Raw genomic sequence first — 24,559 nt, 5'->3', positions numbered from 1 at the left:
AGGCGGGGGTCCGGGGGCGGCGGGCCGGCGGATCCCGGGGTGGCCGAAAAGGGCCGCACGGTGGGGCAAGTCGGGACTTTCGACCCTGGCGTGATCTGCGCCACATTGCTCGTGCAAGCGTGCCCGAGTGGTGTTGAGTGTCCTGAACGTCCGACCCGTACCGCTCGCACTCCCTTTGGAGGACCGCGTGTTCACCTCCATGTCGCTCGCCCAGGAAATCGGCCTGGCCGTCCTGCTGGTCGCCGCCCTGGTGTGGGTGCTCGGCCTGGGCCACATGCTGTGGGACAGCCGCTTCCACCACCCGGAGCCAGGCGCCTTCGACGGTCTCGCGACGATCCCGGCCCAGCGCGGGGTGGCCTCGCACCCGATGGAGAGCGTGGAGCTGACGGAGGAGGAGCAGCGGGCCTTCGCGGGCCTGGTGCGTTCGATCCCCATGAGCTGACGGCCGTACTGCACCACGGCCGCGCACCGCGTGCGAGAGCCCCCCTGCCGGAAGTACCGGCCGGGGGGCTCTCGCGTGCTGCGCGGGCGCGGGCCGCAGCCCGCACGGCGTCAGTTGTGGCTGTGCAGGACGTCGTTCAGGCCGCCCCAGACCGCGTTGTTCGGGCGGGCCTCGACGGCGCCGGTGGTGGAGTTGCGGCGGAAGAGGATGTTGCTGGCGCCGGAGAGCTCCAGCGCCTTGACGATCTGGCCGTCCGGCAGGGTGACCCGGGTGCCGGCGGTGACGTAGAGGCCGGCCTCGACGATGCACTCGTCGCCGAGCGCGATGCCGATGCCGGACTCGGCGCCCAGCAGGCAGCGCTCGCCGATGGAGATGATCTGCTTGCCGCCGCCGGAGAGGGTGCCCATGGTGGAGGCGCCGCCACCGATGTCGGAGCCGTTGCCGACCACGACGCCGGCCGAGATGCGGCCCTCGACCATGGAGGTGCCGAGGGTGCCGCCGTTGAAGTTGACGAAGCCCTCGTGCATGACGGTGGTGCCCTCGGCCAGGTGCGCGCCCAGGCGGACCCGGTCGGCGTCGGCGATGCGCACGCCCTTGGGGGCGACGTAGTCCGTCATCCGCGGGAACTTGTCGATCGAGGTGACCTGGAGGTGCAGGCCCTGGGCGCGGGCGTTGAGGCGAACGGTCTCGACCTGGTCCACGGCGACCGGACCCAGCGAGGTCCAGGCGACGTTGGCGAGCAGGCCGAAGACGCCGTCGAGGTTCTGACCGTGCGGCTTGACCAGCCGGTGGCTGAGCAGGTGCAGGCGCAGGTACGCGTCGTGGGCGTCCAGCGGCTTGTCCTCGAGGGAGGAGATGACGGTGCGGACGGCGACGACCTCGACGCCACGGACCGCGTCCGTGCGGATCGCCTGCGCGGCGGCCGCGCCGAGCAGCTCGACGGCCTGCTCGGTGCTCAGCCGCTCGGTCCCGGCCGGGCCGGGCTCGGCGACCAGCTCGGGGGCGGGGAACCAGGTGTCGAGGACGGTGCCGTCGGGGGTGAGGGTGGCAAGTCCGGCGGCGACGGCGCCGGTGGTACGCGTAGTCATGGAGGCACGCTAACCGGCGACGGGCGCTGCGGGCGAACCGGTCTCATGTGCCGGTCGCCCGGCCGGCCGCCGCCGACCCGCTCAGCCGCCCTCGGGCGGCACCGGGGGCCCGGCACCCGTCAGCACCCGGCGCAGCACGTCGGCGACGTACCCGGGGTCGTACGGGGCTCCGGTGAGGAGGACCTGGAGGCTCAGCCCGTCCATCAGGGCGACCAGCGCCCGGGCGGTGCGCGGGTCGGTGCGCCGGGCCAGCAGCGCGGTCACCGCCTCGCACCACTCGGCGGCCACCGGCCGCAGTGCGGGCCGGCGCAGCGCGGCCAGGTACAGCTCGTACTCCAGCTCCACGCCCGTGCGGTCCCCCGAGGGGTCCCCGGCCAGCCACCGCCCCAACTGCCGGGCCAGTTCCTCGGCCAGGTCCGGGGCTTCGCCGCCGTCGTCGGGGCCGGCCGGTGCGATGCCGGCCCCGACGGCGGCGGCGAAGCCCTCGTTGAGCCGGCGCAGCGCGGCGACCAGCAGCTCGTCGAGGGTGGCGAAGTGGTAGGTGGTGGAGCCCAGCGGCACGTCCGCCTCGGCGGCCACCGAGCGGTGGGTCAGGCCCGCGATGCCCTTGCGGCCCACCACCCGGATCGCGGCGTCGATCAGCCGCTCCCGGCGGTCGGGGTCGTACCGGCGGCCGGCCATCAGTGCGAGCCCCCCAGATTGAGCAGCACCACCCCGGCTATCACCAGCACGATGCCCGCCAGCTTCGCCGCGGTGGCCGCCTCGCCGAGGAAGACCATGCCGATGGCGGCGATGGCTGCGGTGCCCACACCGGCCCAGATCGCGTACGCCGTGCCGACGGACATCGACTTCAGGGTCTGCGCGAGCAGCGTGAAGGCGATGACGTAGCCGAGGAGGGTGCCCAGCGAGGGCCACAGCCGGCTGAAGCCGTCGCTGTACTTCATGGCGGTGGTCCCGGCGACCTCTGCCGCTATGGCCGCGGCCAGCAGTACGTAAGGCATGCGGACAAGCGTACCCAACGATGCGTACGTGCGTACACATCATGGCTCCCGCACCCCTCTCCACCTGCGGCGCTGCGAGGGATACCGTGCAGGCATGAAGCAGAACCAGGGGTGGGGAGCGCCGGATCCGTCCGACGGCGCGGGGCACGGCCCGTACGGCCCCCAGCACGGCCCGCAGGACCCGTACCGGCACGCACCCGGCACACCGCCGCCGCCCGGCCCGTACGGCTACCCGGGCGGCTATCCGGGCGGACCCGCCCCCGCCGGCCCGCCCGGCTGGGGCTGGGCACCCCCGCCACCGCCCAGGCCTGGGGTCATACCCCTGCGCCCCCTGACCCTCGGGGACGTCCTCGGCGGCGCCTTCAGCACCTTCGGGCGCTACTGGAAACAGCTGGTCGGGGTGATGCTGACGGTCCAGGGCGTGGGCGTGCTGCTGGTCACCGGCGCGGTGGCCGCCGGCATCGGCCTGGTCCACACGCACCTGGACGGCGTCTTCGACCGGCCGGCCGGCGAGGACGTGGTGGCCGATGACCTGCGGGCGGTGCTGCTGGCCCTGATCCCGGTGGGCGTGCTGCTGCTGGCCGTGGTCCTGGTGGGCTGGGCCGTGATCAGCGCCCTGACGCCCGCCGTCCTCCAGGAGGCCGTGCTGGGCCGCCGCACCACCTACGGCGCGATGTTCCGCCGTGCCTGGTCCCGGCTGCCCGCGATGCTCGGCACCCTGCTGCTCACCGCACTGCTGGCCGGCGGGCCGGTGCTGCTGGTCGCGGCGGCCGCGGTGGCCGCGATCGTCAGCGCCGACTACTCCGGCGAGGACGTCTCCCCGGCGGTGGTGCTCCTGCCGCTGGGCGTGCTGGCGACGCTGCCGCTGTCGGTCTGGCTGGGCGTGAGGTTCAGCCTGGCCCCGGCGGCCGTGGTGGTCGAGGGCCTGGGCCCGGTCGCCGCGCTGCGCCGCTCCGCCGCGCTGGTGAAGGGCGCCTGGTGGCGGATCTTCGGCATCACCCTGCTCACCGTGCTGATCGCCTCGGTGATCGGCTACGTGATCCAGCTGCCGTTCACCTTCGTCGGCATGTTCGCGCTGTTCCCGGCCGCCCTGCTGGACGCGGGCGACGCGGACGGCAGCACGGCCGGGATGGTGCTGGGCATGGTCGTCTACTGCCTGTGCATCCTGCTCGGCATGGTGGTCAGCCAGCTCTTCCAGCTCGGGCTGCCGCAGCTGGCGACCGGGCTGCTCTACGTCGACCAGCGGATGCGTCAGGAGGGCCTGGCCCCCGCCCTGTTGGCCGCCGCGACCGGGGAGGCACCTCCGCAGGGGGCCCCGCCCGCCGGTCCCCCGTCGGGCCAGGCCCCCTGACGTGCTGGCGCGCCGTGACTAGCCGACGGTGAACCAGGCGGCCCGGGACTTCTTCCACTCGGCGTGGGTGAGGTCCTTGGCCTCGGTCCCGTCGCCGTACAGGTCCGCCGAGCCGTTGTCGGTGATCAGCTGCACCCGGGCGCCGGGGACGGTGAGGTCCGGGACGTCCACCACGGCCTCCCAGCCGCCCGCGTCGCTGGTCGGCAGGTCCCGGACCTTGACCGGGGCGTGGCCGGCGACGCCGTCCCACGAGTAGAGCGCGTACGGGTCGGTGTTGTCGTCGGCCGCCCAGCTGCCGGCCAGGACCAGGTACTGGCCGGCGGCGTTCTTGCGCAGGTCGCGCACCGACAGGCCGCCCAGGTCCAGCTCGACCGGCGCGCCGAAGACGGCCTTGGTGCCGCTGGCGAGCACCTGGTCCATGTTGGTCACCGGCACCAGCAGCGCCTTGCCGCCGGGCACGGCCGGGGCGAGCGGGGCGCGGAAGCCGATGTACGCGGTGCTGGTCGAGCCGGGCGCGAACTCCAGGCCCTCGACGTTGAAGCCGTCGATCTGCTTGGGCACCTGGCCGGTGGCGGTGCCGTGCGAGAAGCCGTACCGGTTGCCGTTGGCCTTGTCCCAGGCGACCAGGTCGTCGCGGAGCTTCTTGTACGAGCGGCCGTAGCTGAGCTGGGCGCCCGCCCCGGAGCCGGTCACCTTGGTGGTGAAGACGGTGTTGCGGTCGGCCTTGTACTCGCCGTCCTTGTTGTTGCCCAGCGAGCCGGTCCAGTAGATGGTGTCGCCGACGCGCGCGGCGCCCTCGATGTCCACCTCCTTGGAGACCCCGAGCTGGGAGGAGAAGTCCCAGGTGCGCACCGGCGCGCCGGAGCGGGTGCGGTCGTACATCCGCAGCACGTTGGACTCGTCGTCGGCCACGACCACGTAGCCGCCGCCGAGGTCCACCGCGGCCGAGGCGTCCGAGGAGCCGGTGAGGTAGCGGGCGTCGGCCGGGTTCTGCACCGCCGCGGAGGCCGCGTAGGACAGGGTCTTGGTGGCGGTCTTCCCGCCCAGGCCCGTCACCTTGATGGTGAGGTTGGCGTAGCCGCGGCCGCGGGCGGTGACCGCGAGCTGCCGGACGGCGCCGGTGCCGGTCACGGCCACGTCCGCGGTGCCGGCCACCGAGCTCTTGCTGCTGGCGGAGGCGGCCACGGTCAGCGCACCCGCGTCGGCCCCGCTCTGGCCGACGGTGACGCTCACCACCGGGTCGCCGACCGCGCCGACCGCGCCGGAGAGGTAGGAGGCCGAGAAGGAGATGGTGGGCGTGCCGTAGCTCACGGCCTGCGCGGGCGTGGTCAGCCCGGCGACCAGCAGGGCGGCGGCACCGGCGAGTCCGGCAACGTGGCGAACGGTCACAGCATGTTCCTCTCGAGCACGCCGCCACGGCGTGGCAGCCGTCGAGAACACTCGAGCTCGTTCCCCAACGCCGAGTAGCCAGGAACGGTACGAAGAGACAACACAGATGGCGCTTACCGCTAACAATCGAGAGCATGACAGCGCATCCCCGCTTAGAGTCGCAGGGAGCTCGCGCCCGTTTCGCGAGCATGGTCCAAAAGGCCTTCGACGATCTGGATGCAACCCTCGACCAGGTAGCACGTGCAAGCTCAGGTCAAGGAACCACGGTTCTCCGCACGTCGTCCCTGAGTGAATGGCAACGCGGACGCGGTTTGCCTGCAACTCCGCACGCTCTCGAATCCCTACTGCGCGCCTTCGAACGGATCGCCGGAGTGCGCGGCCTCCTGGACCGGGAGGCATGGGCGTCCGCCTACAGAGCGGCCAAGGCCGAGAAGCCGTCGCCACTTCAGGAGCAGCCCATGCTGGGCGCAGATGCGTTGCCGCTCGAACTCGGCGTCCATCCGGCCCAATCCGTTGCAGGTGAACCTGACGTACCGCGCTACGTGCCACGCGACGTCGACGATCGCGTTCGCGCCGCCATGCGGTCTCTCATCGGTGAAGGAGGCATGCTCCTCCTCACCGGGGATTCTGCTGCAGGAAAGACGCGTACCGCACATGAATGCACGCGGAGCGTCCTCGGCGAGCATCTCATCCTCGCGCCGCCCGGTATCAGCCGCGTCGAGAGCGAAGTCGAGCGGGCCCTCGCGCTTGCACGGCGCGGTCAGTCCTGCGTGCTCTGGCTGGACAACGCAGAGCGGTTTCTGGGGACACATGGACTCGACGCACGACACTTCAGGCGTCTACGCGAAGCTCGCATCGTGGTCATCGCGACGCTGCGGGATTCGTTCCACCACCGGATACGCACCGATGGGACCGCGGTGGAGGTACTCAACCAAGCCGCGGAAATCCACCTGGAGCGGCTGTGGTCGGAAGGGGAGCTGCAACGCGCCACGCAGGCAGTCGAGGAAAACGGAGATCCCCGACTGATGAGCGCACTGGCTGCGTCCGGTGAGCACGGGGTCGCAGAGCACATCGCGGCGGGCCCACAGTTGTGGCGGGAACTGCGGCAGGCGTCGCGCGTGGGAGGCAACCCTCGCGGGGCTGCCTACGCCTGGGCAGCCATCGACCTGGCAAGAGCCGGCGTAGCGACTCCCGTTCCCCGGAGCACCCTTGATGGACTCCACGAGTACTACATACCTGGCGGCAACAAAGCACTGCTCGTACCTGAATCACTTGGCGACGCCTGGGATTGGGCCACAGAACCCCAGCTCGGAACGACACGTCACCTGATCCCGACCGACAGCGGCTGGCAAGCCTTCGACTATCTCGTCGATGCAGTGCTGCGGGAGCCGCAGCTGCGTGAAGTGCCATCGCAGACCTGGGCAACCGCCTTGGAGCTCGCTCAGGACGAGCATCAACGCCGTGAGGTTGCGCTGGCGGCCTTTTTCAACAACCGCCCCGACGTGAGCGATCGTGTCCTCCTCCCCACAGCCCGGGAAGGAGACCTGATCGCCATGCGCATGCTGGGGGTCCTCCATCGCCGCCGGGACCCCAAGAAGGCGAAGACCTGGCTGCGCAGCGCCATCGCTGCCGGTGACACCACCTCGATGCGGCTCCTCGGTAACCACTTCATGCTGCAAGGGACACGCGACAAGGCAGTCAAGTGGTACCGCCGGGCGGCGAAGGCCGGAGATGCGGAGTGCGTCGCGTACTTTCGGCAGCCCTGCGTCTACGAGCAGCCGGTGAAAGCCGGCCGTGCAGCCACCGATTCCGATCGCGACGAATGGGATGACGATGTGGAGCCTTGGTCACCCACGCCCCGCACGTTGAAGGTTCTGGAAGCGGCACTCGACATCGCTTGCGACATGACATACAGCGAAATCGAGGAGCGAGGCGGCAAGCGTATCCGGGCCAGGAAGGACTGGTCCTTCATGCTCGGTTCACTCCCGTCACAAACCTGGATGCAGGGCCGGCGGTGGCGGCGTGAACTCGCGCGATGCTACGACGATCTGGCAAATGACATCCGGGGCGGAAACCTACCCGTGCCGCTGTGCACGGGCGAGGAGATGGCACTGCACATCGCCCTGGAGCACGCCTCGGCGATGACCCGGGACGATGACGAGTTGGTGGCCTCTCTGACCGAAGGGCTGCCCGAGGCGCCGGACGACTACGACTGGGCCGAGTGCAAGGACTTGCTCTTCGAGGACCACGATGTCCTCTGGCTCTATTGGCCATGGATGTCCGGCACTGAGGACCCGGACAACCCGATCAACGTCTTCGCCGGTGTCGCGTATCTCCGCCCCGCCGAGTGGTTCCGTCCGTTCAGGGACGAACACACACGGGACCCCGAGCGTGGTCACCGGCGCTGACGTACGTGCCGTCCGATCCGGAAATCCGAATTCCCCGCCTGACCAGCAGCTTCACTCTGCCGGTCGGATGTGCCGGCTCGTGCGGCAAGGCCGATGGCCTTTGATCGGTCTGCACCCGGGCACCGGGCCCGCAGTGCGGAAGGAGGACTCTTCATGGCCGACCTGACCGAGCACGTTGCACTGGTAGTGACAGTGACGGCACTAACAATGCTCCTGACGACGCTCCTGATCGGCACCGTCGTGGCGCTGCGGGGGCTGAGCGGCGAGCAGCGCATCACGGTCTACCGTCTCTTCGTCAAAGCACTGCGCAGGTAACCGGCAAGAACGGCCGTAGGGCACCACTGACGTTCTCAGTGGTGCCCTACGGGAAACGTACGTGGAGACGGATCAGACGTTGAAGCCGAGCGCGCGGAGCTGCTCGCGGCCGTCGTCGGTGATCTTGTCGGGGCCCCACGGCGGCATCCAGACCCAGTTGATCCGGAGCTCGTTGACGATGCCCTCGGTCGCGGACTTGGCCTGGTCCTCGATCACGTCGGTCAGCGGGCAGGCCGCGGACGTCAGCGTCATGTCCAGGGTCGCGATGTTGGCGTCGTCGATGTGGATGCCGTAGATCAGGCCCAGGTTGACCACGTCGATGCCCAGCTCGGGGTCGACCACGTCGTAAAGGGCCTCGCGGACCTCTTCCTCGGTGGCCGGCTTCGTGGTCAGCTCGGGGGTTGCGTTCTCGCTCATGCCGTCTTCCTCTCGGCGCCCTCGCCCAGCGCCTGGGCGGTCGCGTCCTTCCACGCCATCCAGCTCAGCAGCGCGCACTTCACGCGGGCCGGGTACTTCGAGACGCCGGCGAACGCGACCGCGTCCTCCAGCACCTCCTCCATAGCGTCGTCGGGCTCGATCTTGCCCTTGGACTGCATCAGTTCCAGGAAGGTGGCCTGGATCTTCTGCGCGTCGGCGAGGTCCTTGCCGACCAGGAGTTCGTTGAGCACCGAGGCGCTGGCCTGGCTGATCGAGCAGCCCTGCCCCTCGTACGAGACGTCCGTGAGGGTGTCACCGTCGTACTTGACGCGCAGCGTGATCTCGTCGCCGCAGGTCGTGTTGACGTGGTGCACCTCGGCGTCACCGTCGCGCAGGCCGCGGCCGTGCGGGTGCTTGTAGTGGTCCAGGATCAGTTCCTGGTACATCGAATCCAGCTTCACGGCGTCCCCGTCGTCATCCGAAGAAGTTGCGTACGTGCTCCAGCCCGTCGACCAGGGCGTCGACCTCGGCCGGAGAGGAGTACAGGTAGAACGACGCTCGCGTGGTCGCAGGAATTCCGTACCGCAGGCAGACCGGGCGCGCGCAGTGGTGTCCCACCCGGACCGCGATGCCCTGCTCGTCCAGGACCTGGCCGACGTCGTGCGGGTGGATGTCACCGAGCACGAAAGAGATCGCCGCGCCGCGGTCCTCGGCCGTCTCCGGGCCGATGATCCGCAGGTCGGGGACCTCCGCGAGGCGCTTCACCGCGTACTCGGTGATGGCGTGCTCGTGCGCGGCGATCTTGTCCATGCCGATCGCGGAGAGGTAGTCCACGGCCGCGCCGAGGCCGACGGCCTGGGCGATCGGGGGCGTACCCGCCTCGAACTTGTGCGGCGCCGGGGCGTAGGTCGAGGAGTGCATCGAGACGGTCTCGATCATCTCGCCGCCGCCGAGGAACGGCGGCAGGTCCTCGAGCAGCTCCTGGCGGCCCCACAGGACACCGATGCCGGTCGGGCCGCACATCTTGTGGCCGGTGAAGGCCACGAAGTCGGCGCCGAGGGCCTGCACGTCCAGCGGCATGTGCGGGGCGGCCTGCGAGGCGTCGATCAGCACCAGCGCGCCGACCTCCTGCGCCCGCCGGACGATGGTCTCGACCGGGTTGACGGTGCCGAGCAGGTTGGAGACCAGCGTGAAGGAGACGATCTTCGTCTTCTCCGTGATGACCTCTTCGATGTTCGACAGGTCGAGCCGGCCGTCGTCGGTGAGGCCGAACCACTTCAGCTTCGCGCCGGTGCGCTGCGAGAGCAGCTGCCACGGGACGATGTTGGAGTGGTGCTCCATCTCCGTGATGGCGATCTCGGTGTCGCGGTCGACCCGGTAGGGCTCGTCGGCCCAACCGAGCATGTTCGCGACCAGGTTGAGCGATTCCGAGGCGTTCTTCGTGAAGATCACCTCGTCGCGGCTCGGCGCGTTGATGAAGGCGGCGACCTTGTCGCGGGCGCCCTCATACAGTGCCGTGGCCTCCTCGGCGACCAAGTACACGCCGCGGTGGACGTTGGCGTTGTGCCGCTCGTAGTACTCGTTCAGCGCGTCGAGCACCTGGCGCGGCTTCTGCGAAGTCGCCGCGGAGTCCAGGTAGACGATCCTCTTCCCGTCGTGGACCACACGATCCAGCAGGGGGAAGTCCTTGCGGATCGCCTCGATGTCGAGGAGGCCAGGCAGCTGTGTCACGCGGTCGCGCCACCCTTCACGTACTTGTCGTAGCCCTCGTTCTCCAGCTGGTCGGCGAGCTCGGCGCCACCGGACTCGGCGATCCGGCCGTTCGCGAAGACGTGCACGAAGTCGGGCTTGATGTAGCGCAGGATGCGCGTGTAGTGCGTGATCAGCAGGGTGCCGACCTCGCCGGTCTCGCGGACGCGGTTGACGCCCTCGGAGACGATGCGCAGCGCGTCGACGTCCAGGCCGGAGTCGGTCTCGTCGAGGATCGCGATCTTCGGCTTCAGCAGCTCGAGCTGCAGGATCTCGTGGCGCTTCTTCTCACCGCCGGAGAAGCCCTCGTTGACGTTGCGCTCGGCGAAGGACGGGTCCATCTGGAGCTGCTCCATGGCGGACTTGACCTCCTTCACCCAGGTGCGCAGCTTGGGGGCCTCGCCGCGGATCGCGGTGGCGGAGGTCCGCAGGAAGTTGGAGACCGAGACGCCGGGGACCTCGACCGGGTACTGCATGGCGAGGAAGACGCCGGCGCGGGCGCGCTCGTCGACGGACATCTCCAGGACGTCCTCGCCGTCGAGGGTCACGGTGCCACCGGTGATGGTGTACTTCGGGTGACCGGCCAGCGAGTACGCCAGGGTGGACTTGCCCGAGCCGTTGGGGCCCATGATGGCGTGCGTCTCGCCCTGCTTCACGGTCAGGTCGACGCCCTTGAGGATCTCGCGGGAGCCGTTGTCCGCCTCGACGGAGACGTGCAGGTCGTGGATTTCAAGCGTAGCCATGGGTGCCTCAGGACTCCTGGGTGAGGGAGACGAGCACGTCGTCCCCTTCGATCTTTACGGGGTAAACGGGGACGGGGCGCGTGGCGGGCAGGCCCGAGGGCTTGCCGGTGCGCAGGTCGAAGCTCGAACCGTGCAGCCAGCACTCGATCTGGCAGTCCTCGACCTCGCCCTCCGAGAGCGAGACGTTCGCGTGCGAGCAGATGTCGTGGATCGCGAACACCTCGCCCTCCGCGGACACGATGGACACCGGCGTGCCGTCGAGTTCCACCCGCTTGGGGGTGTTCTCCTCCAGCTCGCTCAGCGCACAGGCCTTGACGTACGCCATCAGACGGACGCCTCGAGCTCGGTCTCGATCTTGGCGATCAGGCGCTCTTCGAGGTCCGGCAGGCCGATCTGCTGGACCAGCTCGGCGAAGAAGCCGCGGACCACCAGGCGGCGGGCCTCGTCGGCCGGGATGCCGCGGGCCTGCAGGTAGAACAGCTGCTCGTCGTCGAAGCGGCCGGTGGCCGAGGCGTGGCCGGCGCCGACGATCTCGCCGGTCTCGATCTCGAGGTTCGGGACGGAGTCGACCCGCGCGCCGTCGGTGAGGACGAGGTTGCGGTTCATCTCGTAGGTGTCGGTGCCCTCGGCGGACTTCTCGATGAGGACGTCGCCGATCCACACCGCGTGCGCCGCCTCGCCCTGGAGCGCGCCCTTGTAGACCACGTTGGACGTGCAGTGCGGGGCGTCGTGGGTGACCAGGAGGCGGTGCTCCTGGTGCTGGCCGGCGTCGGTGAAGTACAGGCCGAGCAGTTCGGCGGAGCCGCCGGGGCCGGCGTAGCGCACGCGCGGGTGCAGGCGGACCAGGTCGCCGCCGAAGGTGACGACCACGGACTTGAAGCTCGCGTCCCGGCCGACCAGGGCGTTGTGCTGGGAGCAGTGCACCGCGGTGTCGTCCCAGTCCTGGATCGACACGACGGTGACCTTGGCGCCGTCGCCGACGAGGAAGTCGACGTTGGCCGCGCGCACGCCGTCACCGGTGTGGTCGATCACGATGACGACCTCGGCGAAGGGCTTCACGTCGAAGACCGTGTGGCCGAAGGTGGTGCCGCCCTCGCCGTGCAGCGAGACGCGCACGGGCTCGGTGAGGACGGTCTCCTTGGGCACGGTGACGACCGTGGCCTTGGCGAACGAGGAGAACGCCTGGGCGGCGATGCGGTCGACGGGGACACCGGCCTTGCCGATGCGCTCGTCGCCGCGCTCCGCCGTCTCGACGGTGACGCCCTCGGGGGCGTCGATCTGCGCCTTCATCGTGCCGTTGGCGGTCGCGGTGCCGTCGTGCAGACCGCGCAGCCGCTCCAGCGGGGTGAAGCGCCACTCCTCCTCGCGGCCGTGCGGCACGGGGAAGTCCGCCACGTCGAAGGACGGGGGGGCACTCATCCGGGTGGCGACGGTCGACTCGGCGGCCACCGCGATCGCGCCGGCGGTCGTGGAACCCGCCGGGATGTTCTGAGCCTCAGCCATGGCTGTCGTCTTGCTCTCTTCCTGCGTCCTGCGTCAAAAGGATGTCGCTGTGCTGTGGGGGCGGGGCCGGCCGCTTAGCCGACGGAGCCCTCCATCTGCAGCTCGATCAGCCGGTTGAGCTCCAGCGCGTACTCCATGGGCAGCTCCTTGGCGATCGGCTCGACGAAGCCGCGGACGATCATCGCCATCGCCTCGAACTCGGTCATGCCGCGGCTCATCAGGTAGAAGAGCTGGTCGTCGCTGACCTTGGAGACGGTGGCCTCGTGACCCATGGAGACGTCGTCCTCGCGGACGTCGACGTACGGGTACGTGTCCGAGCGGGAGATCTGGTCGACCAGCAGCGCGTCGCAGAGGACGTTGGACTTGGAGCCCGCGGCGCCCTCGCCGATCTCGACCAGGCCGCGGTAGGAGGTCCGGCCGCCGCCGCGCGCCACCGACTTGGAGACGATGTTGGAGGAGGTGTTCGGCGCCATGTGGACCATCTTGGAACCGGCGTCCTGGTGCTGGCCCTCGCCCGCGAAGGCGATGGAGAGCGTCTCGCCCTTGGCGCGCTCGCCCATCAGGTAGACGGCCGGGTACTTCATCGTGACCTTGGAGCCGATGTTGCCGTCGATCCACTCCATGGTCGCGCCCTCGTACGCCACGGCGCGCTTGGTGACCAGGTTGTAGACGTTGTTCGACCAGTTCTGGATGGTCGTGTAGCGGCAGCGGCCGCCCTTCTTCACGATGATCTCGACCACGGCGCTGTGCAGCGAGTCCGAGGAGTAGATCGGGGCGGTGCAGCCCTCGACGTAGTGGACGTAGGCGTCCTCGTCGACGATGATCAGCGTCCGCTCGAACTGGCCCATGTTCTCCGTGTTGATACGGAAGTAGGCCTGGAGCGGGATCTCGACCTGCACGCCCTTGGGCACGTAGATGAAGGAGCCGCCGGACCACACGGCGGTGTTCAGCGAGGCGAACTTGTTGTCGCCGACCGGGATGACGGTGCCGAAGTACTCCTTGAAGAGCTCTTCGTGCTCCTTCAGCGCGGTGTCGGTGTCGACGAAGATGACGCCCTGCTCCTCCAGGTCCTCGCGGATCTGGTGGTAGACGACCTCGGACTCGTACTGGGCGGCGACACCGGCGACGAGGCGCTGCTTCTCCGCCTCCGGGATGCCGAGCTTGTCGTACGTGTTCTTGATGTCCTCGGGCAGTTCCTCCCAGGAAGCGGCCTGCTTCTCGGTGGAACGCACGAAGTACTTGATGTTGTCGAAGTCGATGCCCGACAGGTCGGAGCCCCAGGTCGGCATGGGCTTCTTGTCGAAGAGGCGCAGGCCCTTGAGGCGGAGCTTGAGCATCCACTCGGGCTCGTTCTTCTTCTCCGAGATGTCCCGGACGACGTCCTCGTTCAGACCGCGCTTGGCAGCGGCACCGGCCGCGTCGGAGTCGGCCCAGCCGTACTCGTACTTGCCCAGGCCCTCGAGCTCAGGGTGAGCAATCTCCGTGGTCATGCGGGGTTCCTCCCGGCCGTGCTTGCAGATGCTTGTGTGGTGGTCTGTGCGGCGCTTCGCGGAATGAAGGTGGTGCACACACCGTCGCCGTGCGCGATGGTGGCGAGCCGTTGCACGTGCGTCCCGAGCAGGCGGGAGAAGACCTCGGTCTCCGCCTCGCAGAGCTGCGGGAACTGCTCGGCGACGTGCGCGACCGGGCAGTGGTGCTGGCAGAGCTGTTCTCCGCTGTGCGGACCGGGAGCGCTCTTCGCCGTAGCAGCGTACCCGTCCGTGGTCAACGCCTTGGCCAGGGCCTCGGTGCGACCTTCGGGGCCGGCGGCCTCGACCGCCTCCCGGTAGGCCTGCGCCGGGGCGGCGAGCCGGGCGCGGGCGAACGCGGCGACCGCCGCCTCGCCCTGCTCCCCGCCGCCCGCGGCCTGGGAGATCCAGTGCAGCGCGTCGACCGCGAGCGTGTCGTACGACTGGTCGAAGGCGTCCCGACCGCAGTCGGTCAGCGCGAAGACCTTGGCGGGCCGGCCCCGGCCCCGCGCTCCGTACACACGCTGCTCACGGGGTACGACCACGTCGTCGGCGACGAGCGTGTCGAGGTGGCGGCGGACGGCGGCCTGGGTGAGGCCGAGGCGCTGGGCGAGGTCGGCGACGGTCGAGGGACCGTGGTCCAGGATCGAGCGCGCGACCCGGTTGCGGGTGGACCGCTCCCCGGTCGCGAGGTCCCCGGTGGGGGTCTCGATCGTCCGTACGCCGTTTTTCACAACACCATTGTTGCGTAATTAACCGAGCACCGACAAGCGGCGATGGAGACCACCCGTGGTGGCCTCCATCACTAAGGGTTACCTAAATTCAAGTGGTTTCTCCTGCGAATCCGCAGGTCCGCCCCGATGCCCGGGGCCACCGGAGGTGAACCAGTAGACGGCGCCCACCAGCAATCCTCCACCGACGATGTTCCCGGGAACGGTGAACATCAGATTCCGGAAAAGATCTCCGAAGCCGGCGCTGCCGTCCAGGATGGCGAGGCTGAATACGGCCATGTTCGCGACGCAGTGTTCGAATCCCACCGCGACGAACACCGCCACCGGGAGCCAGAGCACGAAGATCTTCGCCGCGTCCCCCCTCGCCCGGGTGAACATCCAGATGGCCAGGCACACGAGCATGTTGCAGAGCACCGCCCGCCAGAAGAGCTGCCCGCCGCCCAGCGCCTCCTTGCCGTGCACCATCTCCGCGAGCATCGCCCGCGCCGCCGGGGCCGAGGCCACCCCCGAGGCGTGCACCATGGCGCCGAAGGCGAAGGCGCCCGCCAGGTTGCCGGCCAGCGAGAGCAGCCAGCTGGCCGCCAGGTCCCGGACCCCGGTGCGCCCGGACAGCGCGCCCACCAGCATCACCATGACGTTGCTGGTGAAGAGCTGTGCACCGGCGAACATCACGATCGTCAGCGCGATCGGGAAGACGGCCCCCTCGAGGAGCTTGACCGCCGCGGAGCCCTGCGCCACGAACGGCGAGACGGCCACCAGCAGCAGCACCTCGCCGATGCCGATGTAGGCGCCGGCGAGCATGGCGGAGACGAAGTAGCGGGGCGGGTGGGCGACCTCGTGGGCCTTGTGCTCCGCCTGCCCCGAGGTCTCCGCCACGTTCTGCGCGATACTGATCACCCTGTCGACGCTAGGCCCCCGGACGGCCCCGCGGGGCGGGTAAAGGTCACCTCCTGCCGGGTCGCGGGCCCTGCGCCCCCGGGACCTGGGACCCCCCGCGGGCTTCGTAGACTCGCCCCCATGAGTGAAGACACGGCCGGCCCCGCCGTGCGGGTCCGGGGCCTGGTCCAGCGGTACGGCGAGAAGACCGCGGTGGACGGCCTCGACCTGGACGTCCGGCGGGGCACCGTCACCGCCGTCCTCGGCCCCAACGGCGCCGGCAAGACCACCACGATCGAGACCTGCGAGGGCTACCGCCCGCCCACTGCCGGCACCGTCCGTGTCCTCGGCCTCGACCCGTACGACGACGCCGACGCGCTGCGCCCCCGGATCGGGGTGATGCTCCAGTCCGGCGGGGTCCCCTCGGGCGCCCGCGCCCTGGAAATGCTCCAGCACATGGCGAAGCTGTACGCCCATCCGCTGGAGGTCGGCCCGCTGGCGGAGCGGCTGGGGCTGGGCGGCTGCGGCCGCACCCCCTACCGCCGCCTCTCGGGCGGGCAGCAGCAGCGGCTGGCCCTGGCGATGGCCGTGGTCGGCCGCCCCGAGCTGGTCTTCCTGGACGAGCCCACCGCGGGCCTGGACCCGCAGGCCCGCCGGGCCACCTGGGAACTGGTGCGGGAGCTGCGCGCCGACGGCGTCACCGTCGTGCTCACCACCCACCACATGGACGAGGCCGAGCAGCTGGCCGACGAGGTGGCGATCATCGACGCGGGCCGGGTCATCGCCCACGGCAGCCCCGAGGAGCTGTGCCGCGGCGGCGCCGAGAACACCCTGCGCTTCACCGGCCGGCCCGGCCTGGACCTGGCGAGCCTGCTCAAGGCCCTGCCGGACGGCACCGCGGCCGCCGAGCTGACCCCCGGCGGCTACCGGATCACCGGCGAGGTCGACCCGCAGCTGCTGGCCACCGTCACCTCCTGGTGCGCCCAGCACGGCGTCATGCCGGACCGGCTCTCGGTCGAGCGGCACACGCTGGAGGACGTCTTCCTGGAGCTGACCGGTAAGGAGCTGCGCGCATGAGCGCCGGTACGTTCGCCCCCCGGCCGGGGGCCGCGCCGCTGTCCCGCATGATCGGCGCCCAGGCGGCGCTGGAGACGCGGATGCTGCTGCGCAACGGCGAGCAGCTGCTGCTGACCGTGATCATCCCGGCGCTGCTGCTGGTGCTGTTCTCCTCGGTGGACGTCATCAGCGTGCCGGTGGACGCCGGCGGCTCGGGGAAGTCCGTGGACTTCCTGGCCCCGGGCGTGCTCGCGCTGGCCGTGATGTCCACCGCCTTCACCGGGCAGGCCATCGCCACCGGCTTCGACCGCCGGCACGGCGTGCTCAAGCGGCTCGGCGCCTCGCCGCTGCCGCGCTGGGGCCTGATGGTCGCCAAGACCCTGTCGGTGCTGGTCACCGAGGTCCTGCAGGTGGCCCTGCTGACCGGGATCGCCTTCGCACTGGGCTGGTCGCCGCACGGCAACCCGCTCGCGGTGGCCGCGCTGCTGCTGCTCGGCACGGCCGCCTTCTCGGGGCTGGGGCTGCTGATGGCCGGCACGCTCAAGGCAGAGGTGACGCTGGCCGCCGCCAACCTGGTCTTCCTGCTGCTGCTGGTGGCCGGCGGGGTGATCGTGCCGCTGGAGAAGTTCCCCGCGGGGCTGCGGCACGTCCTCGAACTGCTGCCCGTCTCGGCGCTCTCCCAGGGCCTGCGGGACGTCCTCCAGCACGGCGCCGGCCTGCCCTGGGAGCAGCTGGGGCTGCTCGGCGGCTGGTCGGTGCTGGGGCTGGGGCTGGCGGCCCGGCACTTCCGCTGGGAGTGACCTTGGCGCCAGGATGGACGCCTTCACAGACCACGGTGCCGGGGGGCGTACATGGTGCAGCGAGAGGCCGTTCTACGGCTGGACGAACAATGGGCGCGGATCAGGTCGGGGGCGGCCGGCGCTGACGAGGCCGAGAGCGAGGCGCTGCTCGGCGAGCTGATCGCGGCCCTGCGCGAGCCGGCCCGGAGCGATCCGGAGTGCGCGGCCCGGCTGGGCCTGCGGCTCAGCGACCTGGCGGCCCGCCGGTTCGCGGACGGCGACCGGCCGGCCGCCCTGACCGCCGTCGAGGAGGGGCTGCGGTACGCCGAGCAGGCCGCGCCGCACTCCCCCGAGTACGCCCGGTGGTACGCCCGGGGGCTCATCAATCACGGAGTGTGGCTGTCCTGGCCGCTGAGCGACGGCGCCCGGCTGCCGCGCTTCCCCCTCGGGCCGGCCGGCGAGGGCGGTCCGGGGCCCATGGAGCGGGCCGCCGGCGAGCGCGCCCGGGACCTGACTCGCAGTGCGGTGGAGGTGTGGTCCAGCCTGGACCAGCAGGATCCGGTCAACCGGCGGGGGCTGGCGCAGGCGAAGGTGTTCCTCGGCGACCGGCTCGCCGAACTCGGCCTGGCCGAGGACGCGGTGGCGTGGGCGGTGGATGCCGAGCGGGACTTCGGGGCCCTGGTCCAGGCCGGCGGCCCGGGCCTGGCGGAGGCCGAGGAGGCCTTGGAGCACCTGGCGCGGCAGCTGGAACTGCGGCTGCGCTACCTGTCCTTCGAGTCCCTGGTGGCGCTGCGCGCGGACGGCCTGCTGCCCGGCCGGCTGCTGGCGCACGCGGTGCTCGCGGCCCGGATCCTGGGCGTCGAGCCGGCCGAGATCGCCGCCGGTCTCGAGGTGGACGCGGGGGCGGTGCGGGCCACGCTCAGCGCCCGGCCGTGGAAGGCCGTATGGCGCTTCGACGTCCGCGGCCCCGACGGATTGTGGGACACAGTAGGACATCCCTGGCACAGTGCGGCCGACGTGACGGATCGCACGGCGGAGGAGGTCGGGGCCGAGCTGGTGCGGGAGTTCACCGCCTCGCCGGAGCACCCCGCGGAGGGAACTCACTGGCGGATCCTGGTGTGGTGGCACGAGGAGGGCGATCCCGCGGGTTCCCGCTTCCGGCTGACGTACGGGCCTTCGACGGGTGCCGGCGGGGGCCCCTCGTGAAAGTTTGCACAAGGCGCCGCCTACGATAGGGGCCGTGTTGACCCCCCTCGCATACATCGCCCGACGCTGGACGCCGTCACCGCGGACCGTCCAGCGCGCCGCGCTCGCCGCCCTCGTGATGAGCGTGGTCATCGTCGTCACGGGCGGCGCCGTCCGGCTCACCGGCTCCGGCCTGGGCTGCGACAGCTGGCCCAAGTGCACGGACGACAGTCTGATCGCGACGCCCGCTCAGGGCCTGCACGGCGCCATCGAGTTCGGCAACCGGATGCTGACGTACGTCCTGTGCGCGGCGGTCGGCTGGGCCATCGTCGCGGCCCGCGCCGCCAAGCCCTGGCGCCGCTCGCTGACCCGGCTGGGCTGGACGCAGTTCTTCGTGGTGATGGGCAACGCCGTGCTCGGCGGCATCACCGTGTGGACCGGCCTCAACCCGTACAGCGTGGCGGGCCACTTCCTGCTCGCCACCTCGCTGCTCACGGTCACCACCGTCACCTGGCAGCGCACCCGCGAGGGCGACGCGGCCCCCCGGCCGCGGGTCCCCAAGCCGGTGCGCAAGCTGGGCTGGGCGATCGTGGGGGTCTCCTTCGTCCTGATCGCCGCCGGCACCGTGGTGACCGGCTCGGGACCGCACGCGGGCGACAGCAGCGAGGTCCCGCGGATGCCGTTCGACTGGGCCACCACCGCGCACGTGCACGCCGTCGCCGCCTGGCTGGTGTGCGCGCTGGCCGTGGCGATGTGGCTGGTGCTGCGGGTGGTCGACGCCCCGGACGACACCCGCGCCCGGGCCCGGGACCTGCTGTTCGTACTGCTGGCCCAGGGCGCCATCGGGTACGTGCAGTTCTTCACCAAGCTGCCCGCGGCACTGGTCTCGGCCCACATGCTCGGCTCGTGCCTGGTGTGGATCTCGGTGCTGCGGCTGGCCCTGGCCCTGCGCGAGCGCCCGGCGGCCACCGCCGACATCCCGGCACAGAGCGACCCGGCGCTGACCGCGGCCCGCTGAGGCCGCCGCCCGCGCCCGTACTCCTGCGCAGCGCGTCTACCGCCCCGGCCGCCCGGCCAGGCGGTAGACGCGTTCGGCGTTCCCGGCGGAGATCATCGCGGCCACCCGCTCGGCGTCCCGCAGGGACCAGGCGCCCTGGGCCACCCAGCCGCCCAGCACCCGGGCCAGCGCCTCGCGGAAGACCCGGGCGCCGACCACGTGCAGCTCGGGCAGTCCCCCGCCGCCGCTGGAGAAGAGCAGCTTGCCGAAGGGGGCCCGCTCCAGGAGCTCGGCCAGCACCTCGGCGGCCCGGGCCCCGGTGTGCGCGAGGGCCGGGCCCAGATCGGCGTACACGTGCGGGAAGGCGCCCGCCAGGTGGGCGGCGTGCCGGTGGTAGGGGTAGCCGTGCAGCAGCACCAGGTCGGTGCCGAGGCCGGCGGTGGCCCGGACGAAGTCGGTGAGCAGGGTGGGATCGGTCCGGTCGATGCGTTCGCGGGGGTCCCCGGCCCCGGCGTGCAGCTGGAGCGGCAGGCCGGCGCCCACGGCGCTCCACAGCAGGTGCCGCAGCAGGACCGGGTCGCGCACCGGGCCGCCCTTGGTGCGGCCCGCCAGCCAGCGTCCGGCGGCCCCGCGCACCTCCCCGGGCCCGGGCGGCTCGGGGGCGAAGGCGAGGGCGCTGCCGGCCCCGGCGACGGAGGTGAAGGCCACCGCGCCGGCGGCGGCGCCGTGCACCGCCTCGGCGAGGTTGACCAGGAAGGAGTCCACCGTCCCCGAGGTGTCGGCGACCTGCTCGGCCAGCAGTTCGAGGCGGACGATCTCGTGGGCCCGGGCGTCCCCGGCGGCGGCCAGCTCCTCCGGTCCGGTGAGGTCCCCGGGCAGCCCGGTGTCGACCAGGTACGTGGAGATCCCCGAGCCGCGCAGCAGCAGCCGGCCCGACTCCAGGACCCCCAGCTCGCGCCGCCGGGCCAGGTAGCGGGCCGGGGCGCAGTGCGGCTCCAGGCCGAGCAGCGGGGGGCACCAGCGGCGGACGGCGAAGCCGGTCTGGGTGTCGAAGAAGGTGGTGCCGGGGGCGGGCGGGCCGGCGGCCCGCCCCAGATGGGCCTCGAAGGTGCCGAGGCCGAGCTCCGTGCGGAGCACCCCGTGGCAGTACTGGTCCACCAGGGACGGCGTGTCGATCATCCGGCCATTTCCGTTGCGGACGTCGGGAATCCCTCCGGGCCGGGCCCTTGCGGGCCCGGGAGGGACGTACTTCCACACGTCCTAACGGGTGACCGGTGCGTCAGGTGTTGCTGGCGCCGGTGGCCGCACCGGTGTTCGAGCCGCCGCCGAGCTGCTTGCCGGCCATCCGGCGCCACTCGTAGGGGCCGGTGCGGACCTTGGCGGCGAACTCGCCGTCGAAGTCCTCGTGCAGCGTGAGCCCGGCCTTCTCGGCCGCCAGCTCGGCGACCTCGTAGGTCGGGGCCACCAGGTCGCCCCAGCCGCCGTCCTCGCCGACGAGGACGATGCGGGTGCCCATCTGCCCGATGTAGGCGAGCTGCCCCTCGGCGCCGCCGTGCTCCTTGGAGAAGGCGCCGATCTGCTTGGCCAGCCGGCCCGCCTTCTTCTGCTGCTTGGTGTCTGCCATGACAGCCATGCTACCGACGGGTAGCTCAGCGGAGGAAGGGGTCCACGGCGACGGCGATGAAGAGCAGGGAGACATAGGTGATGGACCAGTGGAAGAGGCGCATCTCCTTGAGCTTGCCGCCGGTCTCCCCGGCCTTGGCGCGGGCCTGGAGGGCGTGCGCCTCCCACAGCCACCAGCCGCCGGCCAGCAGCGCCACGGCCGTGTAGAACCAGCCCGTGTAGCCCAGCGGCGTCAGCGTCAGCGAGACGGCCACCATCACCCAGCTGTAGATCACGATCTGCCGGGCCACGACCGTGTTCGAGGCGATCACCGGCAGCATCGGGACGCCGACCCGGGCGTAGTCCTCCTTCACCTTCATCGACAGCGGCCAGTAGTGCGGCGGCGTCCAGAAGAAGATGACGAGGAAGAGGACCACGGCGGCCCAGGACATCGAGTTGGTCACCGAGGACCAGCCGATGAGCACCGGCATGCAGCCCGCGATGCCGCCCCACACGATGTTCTGCGCGGTGCGCCGCTTCAGGATCATCGTGTAGACCACGACGTAGAAGAGGAGCGCGCCGAGCGAGAGCGCCGCGGAGAGCCAGTTCACCAGCAGGCCGAACCACAGGGTCGACACCACGGCGAGGGTGAGCCCGAAGACCAGGCCCTCGCGGGGGCTGACCATGCCGGTCACCAGCGGGCGCTGCGACGTGCGGTCCATCAGCGCGTCGATGTCGCGGTCGATGTACATGTTGAGCGCATTGGCCCCGCCCGCCGACAGGTAACCGCCGAAGCAGGTCGCCAGCACCAGCCACAGCGACGGCACGCCCTGCTCCGCGAGGAACATGACCGGCACTGTGGTGATCAGCAGAAGTTCGATGATCCGCGGCTTGGTCAAAGCCACGAAAGCCATGGCCCGGGCCCCGAACGGCCGGTGACCGGGGCTCGTCCCGAGCACCCCCGCTGGACGGGATTCGACGGCCGTCACGCACACCCCTGACAGAGACTCCCAGCAAGCTCCCGGGCGTGAAGGCCCAGTAAAGACTTGCGCGTACCACGCCACTGTAGACGTTGCCGATACGTGGCCCTGCGCGGGGGTCGGGTCGTGTTGGACCGACCGGCGCAAACCTGCGAGCGCAATCGAAGGGTGGCCGAAGTGCATCGGCCCGGCGGCCGTCCCGGGCGGGGACGGCGCGCACTCGAATAGCCGCACGCCCTGGCGACGGTAGGCTCGGAAACGCACCGGGACGTCTTTCGTCACCGGCATTCGAACATGTGGAGAGGAGCCCTGACCCAGGGTGAGCACCAAGCCGACCACCACAGACCTCGACTGGACCGAGTTGGACCAGCGGGCCGTTGACACCGCCCGCCTCCTGGCCGCGGACGCCGTACAGAAGGTCGGCAACGGCCACCCCGGTACGGCCATGAGCCTCGCGCCCGCCGCCTATGTGTTGTTCCAGAAGGTGATGCGGCACGACCCGGCCGACCCCGAATGGGTCGGACGCGACCGCTTCGTGCTGTCCGCGGGCCACTCCTCGCTGACCCTCTACACCCAGCTCTACCTGGCCGGCTTCGGCCTGGAGCTGGACGATCTGAAGGCCTTCCGGACCTGGGGCTCGAAGACCCCGGGCCACCCGGAGTACGGCCACACCAAGGGCGTCGAGACCACCACCGGCCCGCTGGGCCAGGGTGTGGCCAACGCCGTCGGCATGGCCATGGCGGCCCGCTACGAGCGCGGCCTGTTCGACCCCGAGGCGGCCGAGGGCACCTCGCCGTTCGACCACATGGTCTACGCCATCGCCGGTGACGGCTGCCTCCAGGAGGGCATCTCCGCCGAGGCGTCCTCGCTGGCCGGCCACCAGAAGCTGGGCAACCTGGTCCTGCTCTGGGACGACAACCACATCTCGATCGAGGGCGACACGGAGACGGCCGTCTCCGAGGACACCCTCAAGCGCTACGAGGCCTACGGCTGGCACGTCCAGCGCGTCGCCCAGCAGGAGAACGGCGACCTCGACCCCAAGGCGCTGTACGCCGCGCTGGAGGCCGCCAAGGCCGAGACCGGGCGGCCGTCCTTCATCGCGGCCCGCTCGATCATCGCCTGGCCGGCCCCGCACGCCCAGAACACCGAGGCCGCCCACGGCTCGGCGCTCGGCGAGGACGAGATCAAGGCCACCAAGCGGGTCCTGGGCTTCGACCCGGAGCAGACCTTCGAGGTCGCCGACGAGGTCATCGCGCACACCCGCCGCGCGCTGGACCGCGGCCGGGACGCCAAGGCGTCCTGGGAGAAGGAGCTCGCCGCCTGGCGCACCGCCAACCCGGAGCGCGCCGCCGAGTTCGACCGCATCCAGGCCAACGAGCTGCCCGAGGGCTGGGAGGACAAGCTCCCCGTCTTCGAGCCGGGCCAGGGCGTCGCCACCCGCGCCGCCTCCGGCAAGGTGCTCGCCGCGCTCGGCGCCGTCATCCCGGAGCTGTGGGGCGGCTCGGCCGACCTGGCCGGCTCCAACAACACCACCATCGACAAGAACTCCTCGTTCCTGCCGGTGGGCAACCCGCTGCCGGAGGCCGACCCGTACGGCCGCACCATCCACTTCGGCATCCGCGAGCACTCCATGGCCGCGGCCATGAACGGCATCGCCCTGCACGGCCACACCCGCATCTACGGCGGCACCTTCCTGGTGTTCTCCGACTACATGCGCAACGCCGTGCGCCTGTCCGCGCTGATGCACCTGCCGGTGACGTACGTGTGGACGCACGACTCCATCGGCCTCGGCGAGGACGGCCCGACCCACCAGCCGGTGGAGCACGTCGCCTCGCTGCGCGCCATCCCGGGCCTCAACGTCGTCCGTCCGGCCGACGCCAACGAGACCGCCGTCGCCTGGCGCGAGATCCTCAAGCGCCACACCAAGGTGTTCGGCAAGGGCACCCCGCACGGCCTCGCGCTGACCCGTCAGGGCGTCCCGACGTACGAGCGCAACGAGGACGCCGTCAAGGGCGGCTACGTCCTCTTCGAGGCGGAGGGCGGCGACGCCCAGGTCGTGCTGATCGGCACCGGCTCCGAGGTCCAGCTGGCCGTGGCCGCCCGCGAGGCGCTGCAGGCCGAGGGGATCCCGGCGCGGGTCGTCTCGATGCCGTGCGTCGAGTGGTTCGAGGAGCAGGACCAGGACTACAAGGACAGCGTCCTGCCGCCGTCGGTGAAGGCGCGGGTCGCGGTCGAGGCCGGCATCGGCCTGACCTGGCACCGCTACGTCGGCGACGCGGGCCGGATCGTCTCGCTGGAGCACTTCGGCGCCTCGGCCGACGCGAAGGTGCTGTTCCGCGAGTTCGGGTTCACCCCCGAGGCCGTCACCGCCGCCGCCAAGGCTGCACTGAATTCGGCAAACGAGATCGCCGCCGCCGCGCGCTGACGCGGACACAAAGG

25 protein-coding genes are annotated in these 24,559 nt (G+C 71.0%); 9 read left to right on the top strand and 16 right to left on the bottom strand.

Features of this window, described 5'->3' with window-relative positions:
- The first annotated feature begins 187 nt into the window (after nucleotides 1-187).
- Nucleotides 188-442 (top strand): hypothetical protein, encoded by a 255-nt coding sequence (locus tag AB0O40_RS07615; RefSeq protein ID WP_365036687.1) that lies wholly within the window; start codon nucleotides 188-190, stop codon nucleotides 440-442.
- A gap of 110 nt (nucleotides 443-552) precedes the next feature.
- Here AB0O40_RS07615 and dapD read toward each other — a convergent pair whose 3' ends face one another.
- The 3 genes from dapD to AB0O40_RS07600 all read right to left on the bottom strand — a co-directional run bounded on the left by dapD (nucleotide 553) and on the right by AB0O40_RS07600 (nucleotide 2,531).
- The gene (gene dapD / locus AB0O40_RS07610; RefSeq protein ID WP_365036685.1) at nucleotides 553-1,530 is read right to left on the bottom strand and encodes a 2,3,4,5-tetrahydropyridine-2,6-dicarboxylate N-succinyltransferase; all 978 of its coding nucleotides are present in this window, start codon (nucleotides 1,528-1,530) and stop codon (nucleotides 553-555) included.
- 81 nt (nucleotides 1,531-1,611) lie between these two features.
- Nucleotides 1,612-2,211, bottom strand: coding sequence for a TetR family transcriptional regulator (locus AB0O40_RS07605; RefSeq protein ID WP_365036683.1), 600 nt, complete (start codon nucleotides 2,209-2,211; stop codon nucleotides 1,612-1,614).
- Nucleotides 2,211-2,531 carry a multidrug efflux SMR transporter gene (locus AB0O40_RS07600; protein ID WP_365036681.1) on the bottom strand — a complete coding sequence of 107 codons (321 nt, stop codon included), beginning with the start codon at nucleotides 2,529-2,531 and terminating at the stop codon, nucleotides 2,211-2,213. The genes AB0O40_RS07605 and AB0O40_RS07600 overlap by 1 nt, the downstream gene beginning before the upstream one ends.
- A 94-nt stretch (nucleotides 2,532-2,625) precedes the next feature.
- On the opposite strand from AB0O40_RS07600, the gene AB0O40_RS07595 reads away from it, so the two are divergent.
- Nucleotides 2,626-3,882, top strand: a complete 1,257-nt coding sequence (locus AB0O40_RS07595) for a hypothetical protein (protein WP_365036679.1) — start codon at nucleotides 2,626-2,628, stop codon at nucleotides 3,880-3,882.
- An 18-nt stretch (nucleotides 3,883-3,900) separates the two neighbouring features.
- Here the strand turns inward: AB0O40_RS07595 and AB0O40_RS07590 are convergent, their stop codons facing one another.
- Nucleotides 3,901-5,229 (bottom strand): hypothetical protein, encoded by a 1,329-nt coding sequence (locus AB0O40_RS07590; RefSeq protein WP_365036740.1) that lies wholly within the window; start codon nucleotides 5,227-5,229, stop codon nucleotides 3,901-3,903.
- A gap of 176 nt (nucleotides 5,230-5,405) precedes the next feature.
- Here AB0O40_RS07590 and AB0O40_RS07585 point away from each other — a divergent pair, with 176 nt between their 5' ends.
- The gene (locus AB0O40_RS07585; protein ID WP_365036677.1) at nucleotides 5,406-7,679 is read left to right on the top strand and encodes a hypothetical protein; all 2,274 of its coding nucleotides are present in this window, start codon (nucleotides 5,406-5,408) and stop codon (nucleotides 7,677-7,679) included.
- A 153-nt stretch (nucleotides 7,680-7,832) separates the two neighbouring features.
- Nucleotides 7,833-7,994: a hypothetical protein gene (locus AB0O40_RS07580; RefSeq protein WP_365036675.1), complete on the top strand. Its 162-nt coding sequence runs from the start codon at nucleotides 7,833-7,835 to the stop codon at nucleotides 7,992-7,994.
- 72 nt (nucleotides 7,995-8,066) lie between these two features.
- Here the strand turns inward: AB0O40_RS07580 and AB0O40_RS07575 are convergent, their stop codons facing one another.
- The 9 genes from AB0O40_RS07575 to AB0O40_RS07535 form a co-directional block, all read right to left on the bottom strand.
- Nucleotides 8,067-8,411 carry a metal-sulfur cluster assembly factor gene (locus AB0O40_RS07575; protein WP_365036673.1) on the bottom strand — a complete coding sequence of 115 codons (345 nt, stop codon included), beginning with the start codon at nucleotides 8,409-8,411 and terminating at the stop codon, nucleotides 8,067-8,069.
- On the bottom strand, nucleotides 8,408-8,872 hold the full coding sequence (sufU, locus tag AB0O40_RS07570) for a Fe-S cluster assembly sulfur transfer protein SufU (protein ID WP_365036671.1): 465 nt from the start codon (nucleotides 8,870-8,872) through the stop codon (nucleotides 8,408-8,410). Before sufU ends, AB0O40_RS07575 begins: the two co-directional genes overlap by 4 nt.
- A gap of 13 nt (nucleotides 8,873-8,885) precedes the next feature.
- Entirely contained in the window at nucleotides 8,886-10,142 is a 1,257-nt protein-coding gene (locus AB0O40_RS07565) for a cysteine desulfurase (RefSeq protein ID WP_365036669.1), read from the bottom strand.
- Nucleotides 10,139-10,903, bottom strand: coding sequence for a Fe-S cluster assembly ATPase SufC (gene sufC / locus AB0O40_RS07560; protein WP_365036667.1), 765 nt, complete (start codon nucleotides 10,901-10,903; stop codon nucleotides 10,139-10,141). The genes AB0O40_RS07565 and sufC overlap by 4 nt, the downstream gene beginning before the upstream one ends.
- 7 nt (nucleotides 10,904-10,910) lie before the next feature.
- The gene (locus AB0O40_RS07555) at nucleotides 10,911-11,228 is read right to left on the bottom strand and encodes a non-heme iron oxygenase ferredoxin subunit (RefSeq protein WP_365036665.1); all 318 of its coding nucleotides are present in this window, start codon (nucleotides 11,226-11,228) and stop codon (nucleotides 10,911-10,913) included.
- Nucleotides 11,228-12,406, bottom strand: a complete 1,179-nt coding sequence (sufD, locus tag AB0O40_RS07550) for a Fe-S cluster assembly protein SufD (protein WP_365036663.1) — start codon at nucleotides 12,404-12,406, stop codon at nucleotides 11,228-11,230. Before sufD ends, AB0O40_RS07555 begins: the two co-directional genes overlap by 1 nt.
- A gap of 74 nt (nucleotides 12,407-12,480) precedes the next feature.
- Nucleotides 12,481-13,896, bottom strand: coding sequence for a Fe-S cluster assembly protein SufB (gene sufB, locus AB0O40_RS07545; protein ID WP_365036661.1), 1,416 nt, complete (start codon nucleotides 13,894-13,896; stop codon nucleotides 12,481-12,483).
- Complete coding sequence (locus tag AB0O40_RS07540; RefSeq protein ID WP_365036660.1) at nucleotides 13,893-14,648, bottom strand: MarR family transcriptional regulator; 756 nt, start codon at nucleotides 14,646-14,648, stop codon at nucleotides 13,893-13,895. The genes sufB and AB0O40_RS07540 overlap by 4 nt, the downstream gene beginning before the upstream one ends.
- A gap of 78 nt (nucleotides 14,649-14,726) precedes the next feature.
- Nucleotides 14,727-15,542, bottom strand: coding sequence for a formate/nitrite transporter family protein (locus AB0O40_RS07535; RefSeq protein WP_365036658.1), 816 nt, complete (start codon nucleotides 15,540-15,542; stop codon nucleotides 14,727-14,729).
- Nucleotides 15,543-15,662: 120 nt separating this feature from the next.
- Between AB0O40_RS07535 and AB0O40_RS07530 the strand changes: the two genes are divergently transcribed.
- The 4 genes from AB0O40_RS07530 to AB0O40_RS07515 are packed head-to-tail and all read left to right on the top strand — an operon-like array spanning nucleotide 15,663 to nucleotide 19,559.
- Nucleotides 15,663-16,598 (top strand): ABC transporter ATP-binding protein, encoded by a 936-nt coding sequence (locus AB0O40_RS07530; protein ID WP_365036656.1) that lies wholly within the window; start codon nucleotides 15,663-15,665, stop codon nucleotides 16,596-16,598.
- The gene (locus tag AB0O40_RS07525; RefSeq protein ID WP_365036654.1) at nucleotides 16,595-17,377 is read left to right on the top strand and encodes an ABC transporter permease; all 783 of its coding nucleotides are present in this window, start codon (nucleotides 16,595-16,597) and stop codon (nucleotides 17,375-17,377) included. The genes AB0O40_RS07530 and AB0O40_RS07525 overlap by 4 nt, the downstream gene beginning before the upstream one ends.
- A gap of 51 nt (nucleotides 17,378-17,428) precedes the next feature.
- Nucleotides 17,429-18,562, top strand: coding sequence for a hypothetical protein (locus AB0O40_RS07520; protein WP_365036652.1), 1,134 nt, complete (start codon nucleotides 17,429-17,431; stop codon nucleotides 18,560-18,562).
- 4 nt (nucleotides 18,563-18,566) lie between these two features.
- Nucleotides 18,567-19,559 (top strand): COX15/CtaA family protein, encoded by a 993-nt coding sequence (locus AB0O40_RS07515; RefSeq protein WP_365036650.1) that lies wholly within the window; start codon nucleotides 18,567-18,569, stop codon nucleotides 19,557-19,559.
- A 36-nt stretch (nucleotides 19,560-19,595) separates the two neighbouring features.
- On the opposite strand, the gene AB0O40_RS07510 is transcribed toward AB0O40_RS07515, so the two are convergent.
- From AB0O40_RS07510 to AB0O40_RS07500, 3 genes are all read right to left on the bottom strand, one after another.
- Entirely contained in the window at nucleotides 19,596-20,717 is a 1,122-nt protein-coding gene (locus AB0O40_RS07510; RefSeq protein WP_365036648.1) for an amidohydrolase family protein, read from the bottom strand.
- A 100-nt stretch (nucleotides 20,718-20,817) separates the two neighbouring features.
- Nucleotides 20,818-21,162, bottom strand: coding sequence for a hypothetical protein (locus tag AB0O40_RS07505; RefSeq protein ID WP_365036646.1), 345 nt, complete (start codon nucleotides 21,160-21,162; stop codon nucleotides 20,818-20,820).
- A gap of 25 nt (nucleotides 21,163-21,187) precedes the next feature.
- Nucleotides 21,188-22,135 (bottom strand): heme o synthase, encoded by a 948-nt coding sequence (locus tag AB0O40_RS07500; RefSeq protein ID WP_365036644.1) that lies wholly within the window; start codon nucleotides 22,133-22,135, stop codon nucleotides 21,188-21,190.
- Between the two features lie 304 nt (nucleotides 22,136-22,439).
- Here AB0O40_RS07500 and tkt point away from each other — a divergent pair, with 304 nt between their 5' ends.
- Complete coding sequence (gene tkt, locus AB0O40_RS07495; protein WP_365036642.1) at nucleotides 22,440-24,545, top strand: transketolase; 2,106 nt, start codon at nucleotides 22,440-22,442, stop codon at nucleotides 24,543-24,545.
- The last annotated feature ends 14 nt before the right edge of the window (nucleotides 24,546-24,559 follow it).

It is taken from the genome of Streptomyces sp. NPDC089919 (genome assembly GCF_040684615.1).
Lineage (GTDB): Bacteria > Actinomycetota > Actinomycetes > Streptomycetales > Streptomycetaceae > Streptomyces.
The sequence above is the reverse complement of the archived record's forward strand: the minus strand, read 5'-3'. Positions and strand labels throughout refer to the sequence as shown.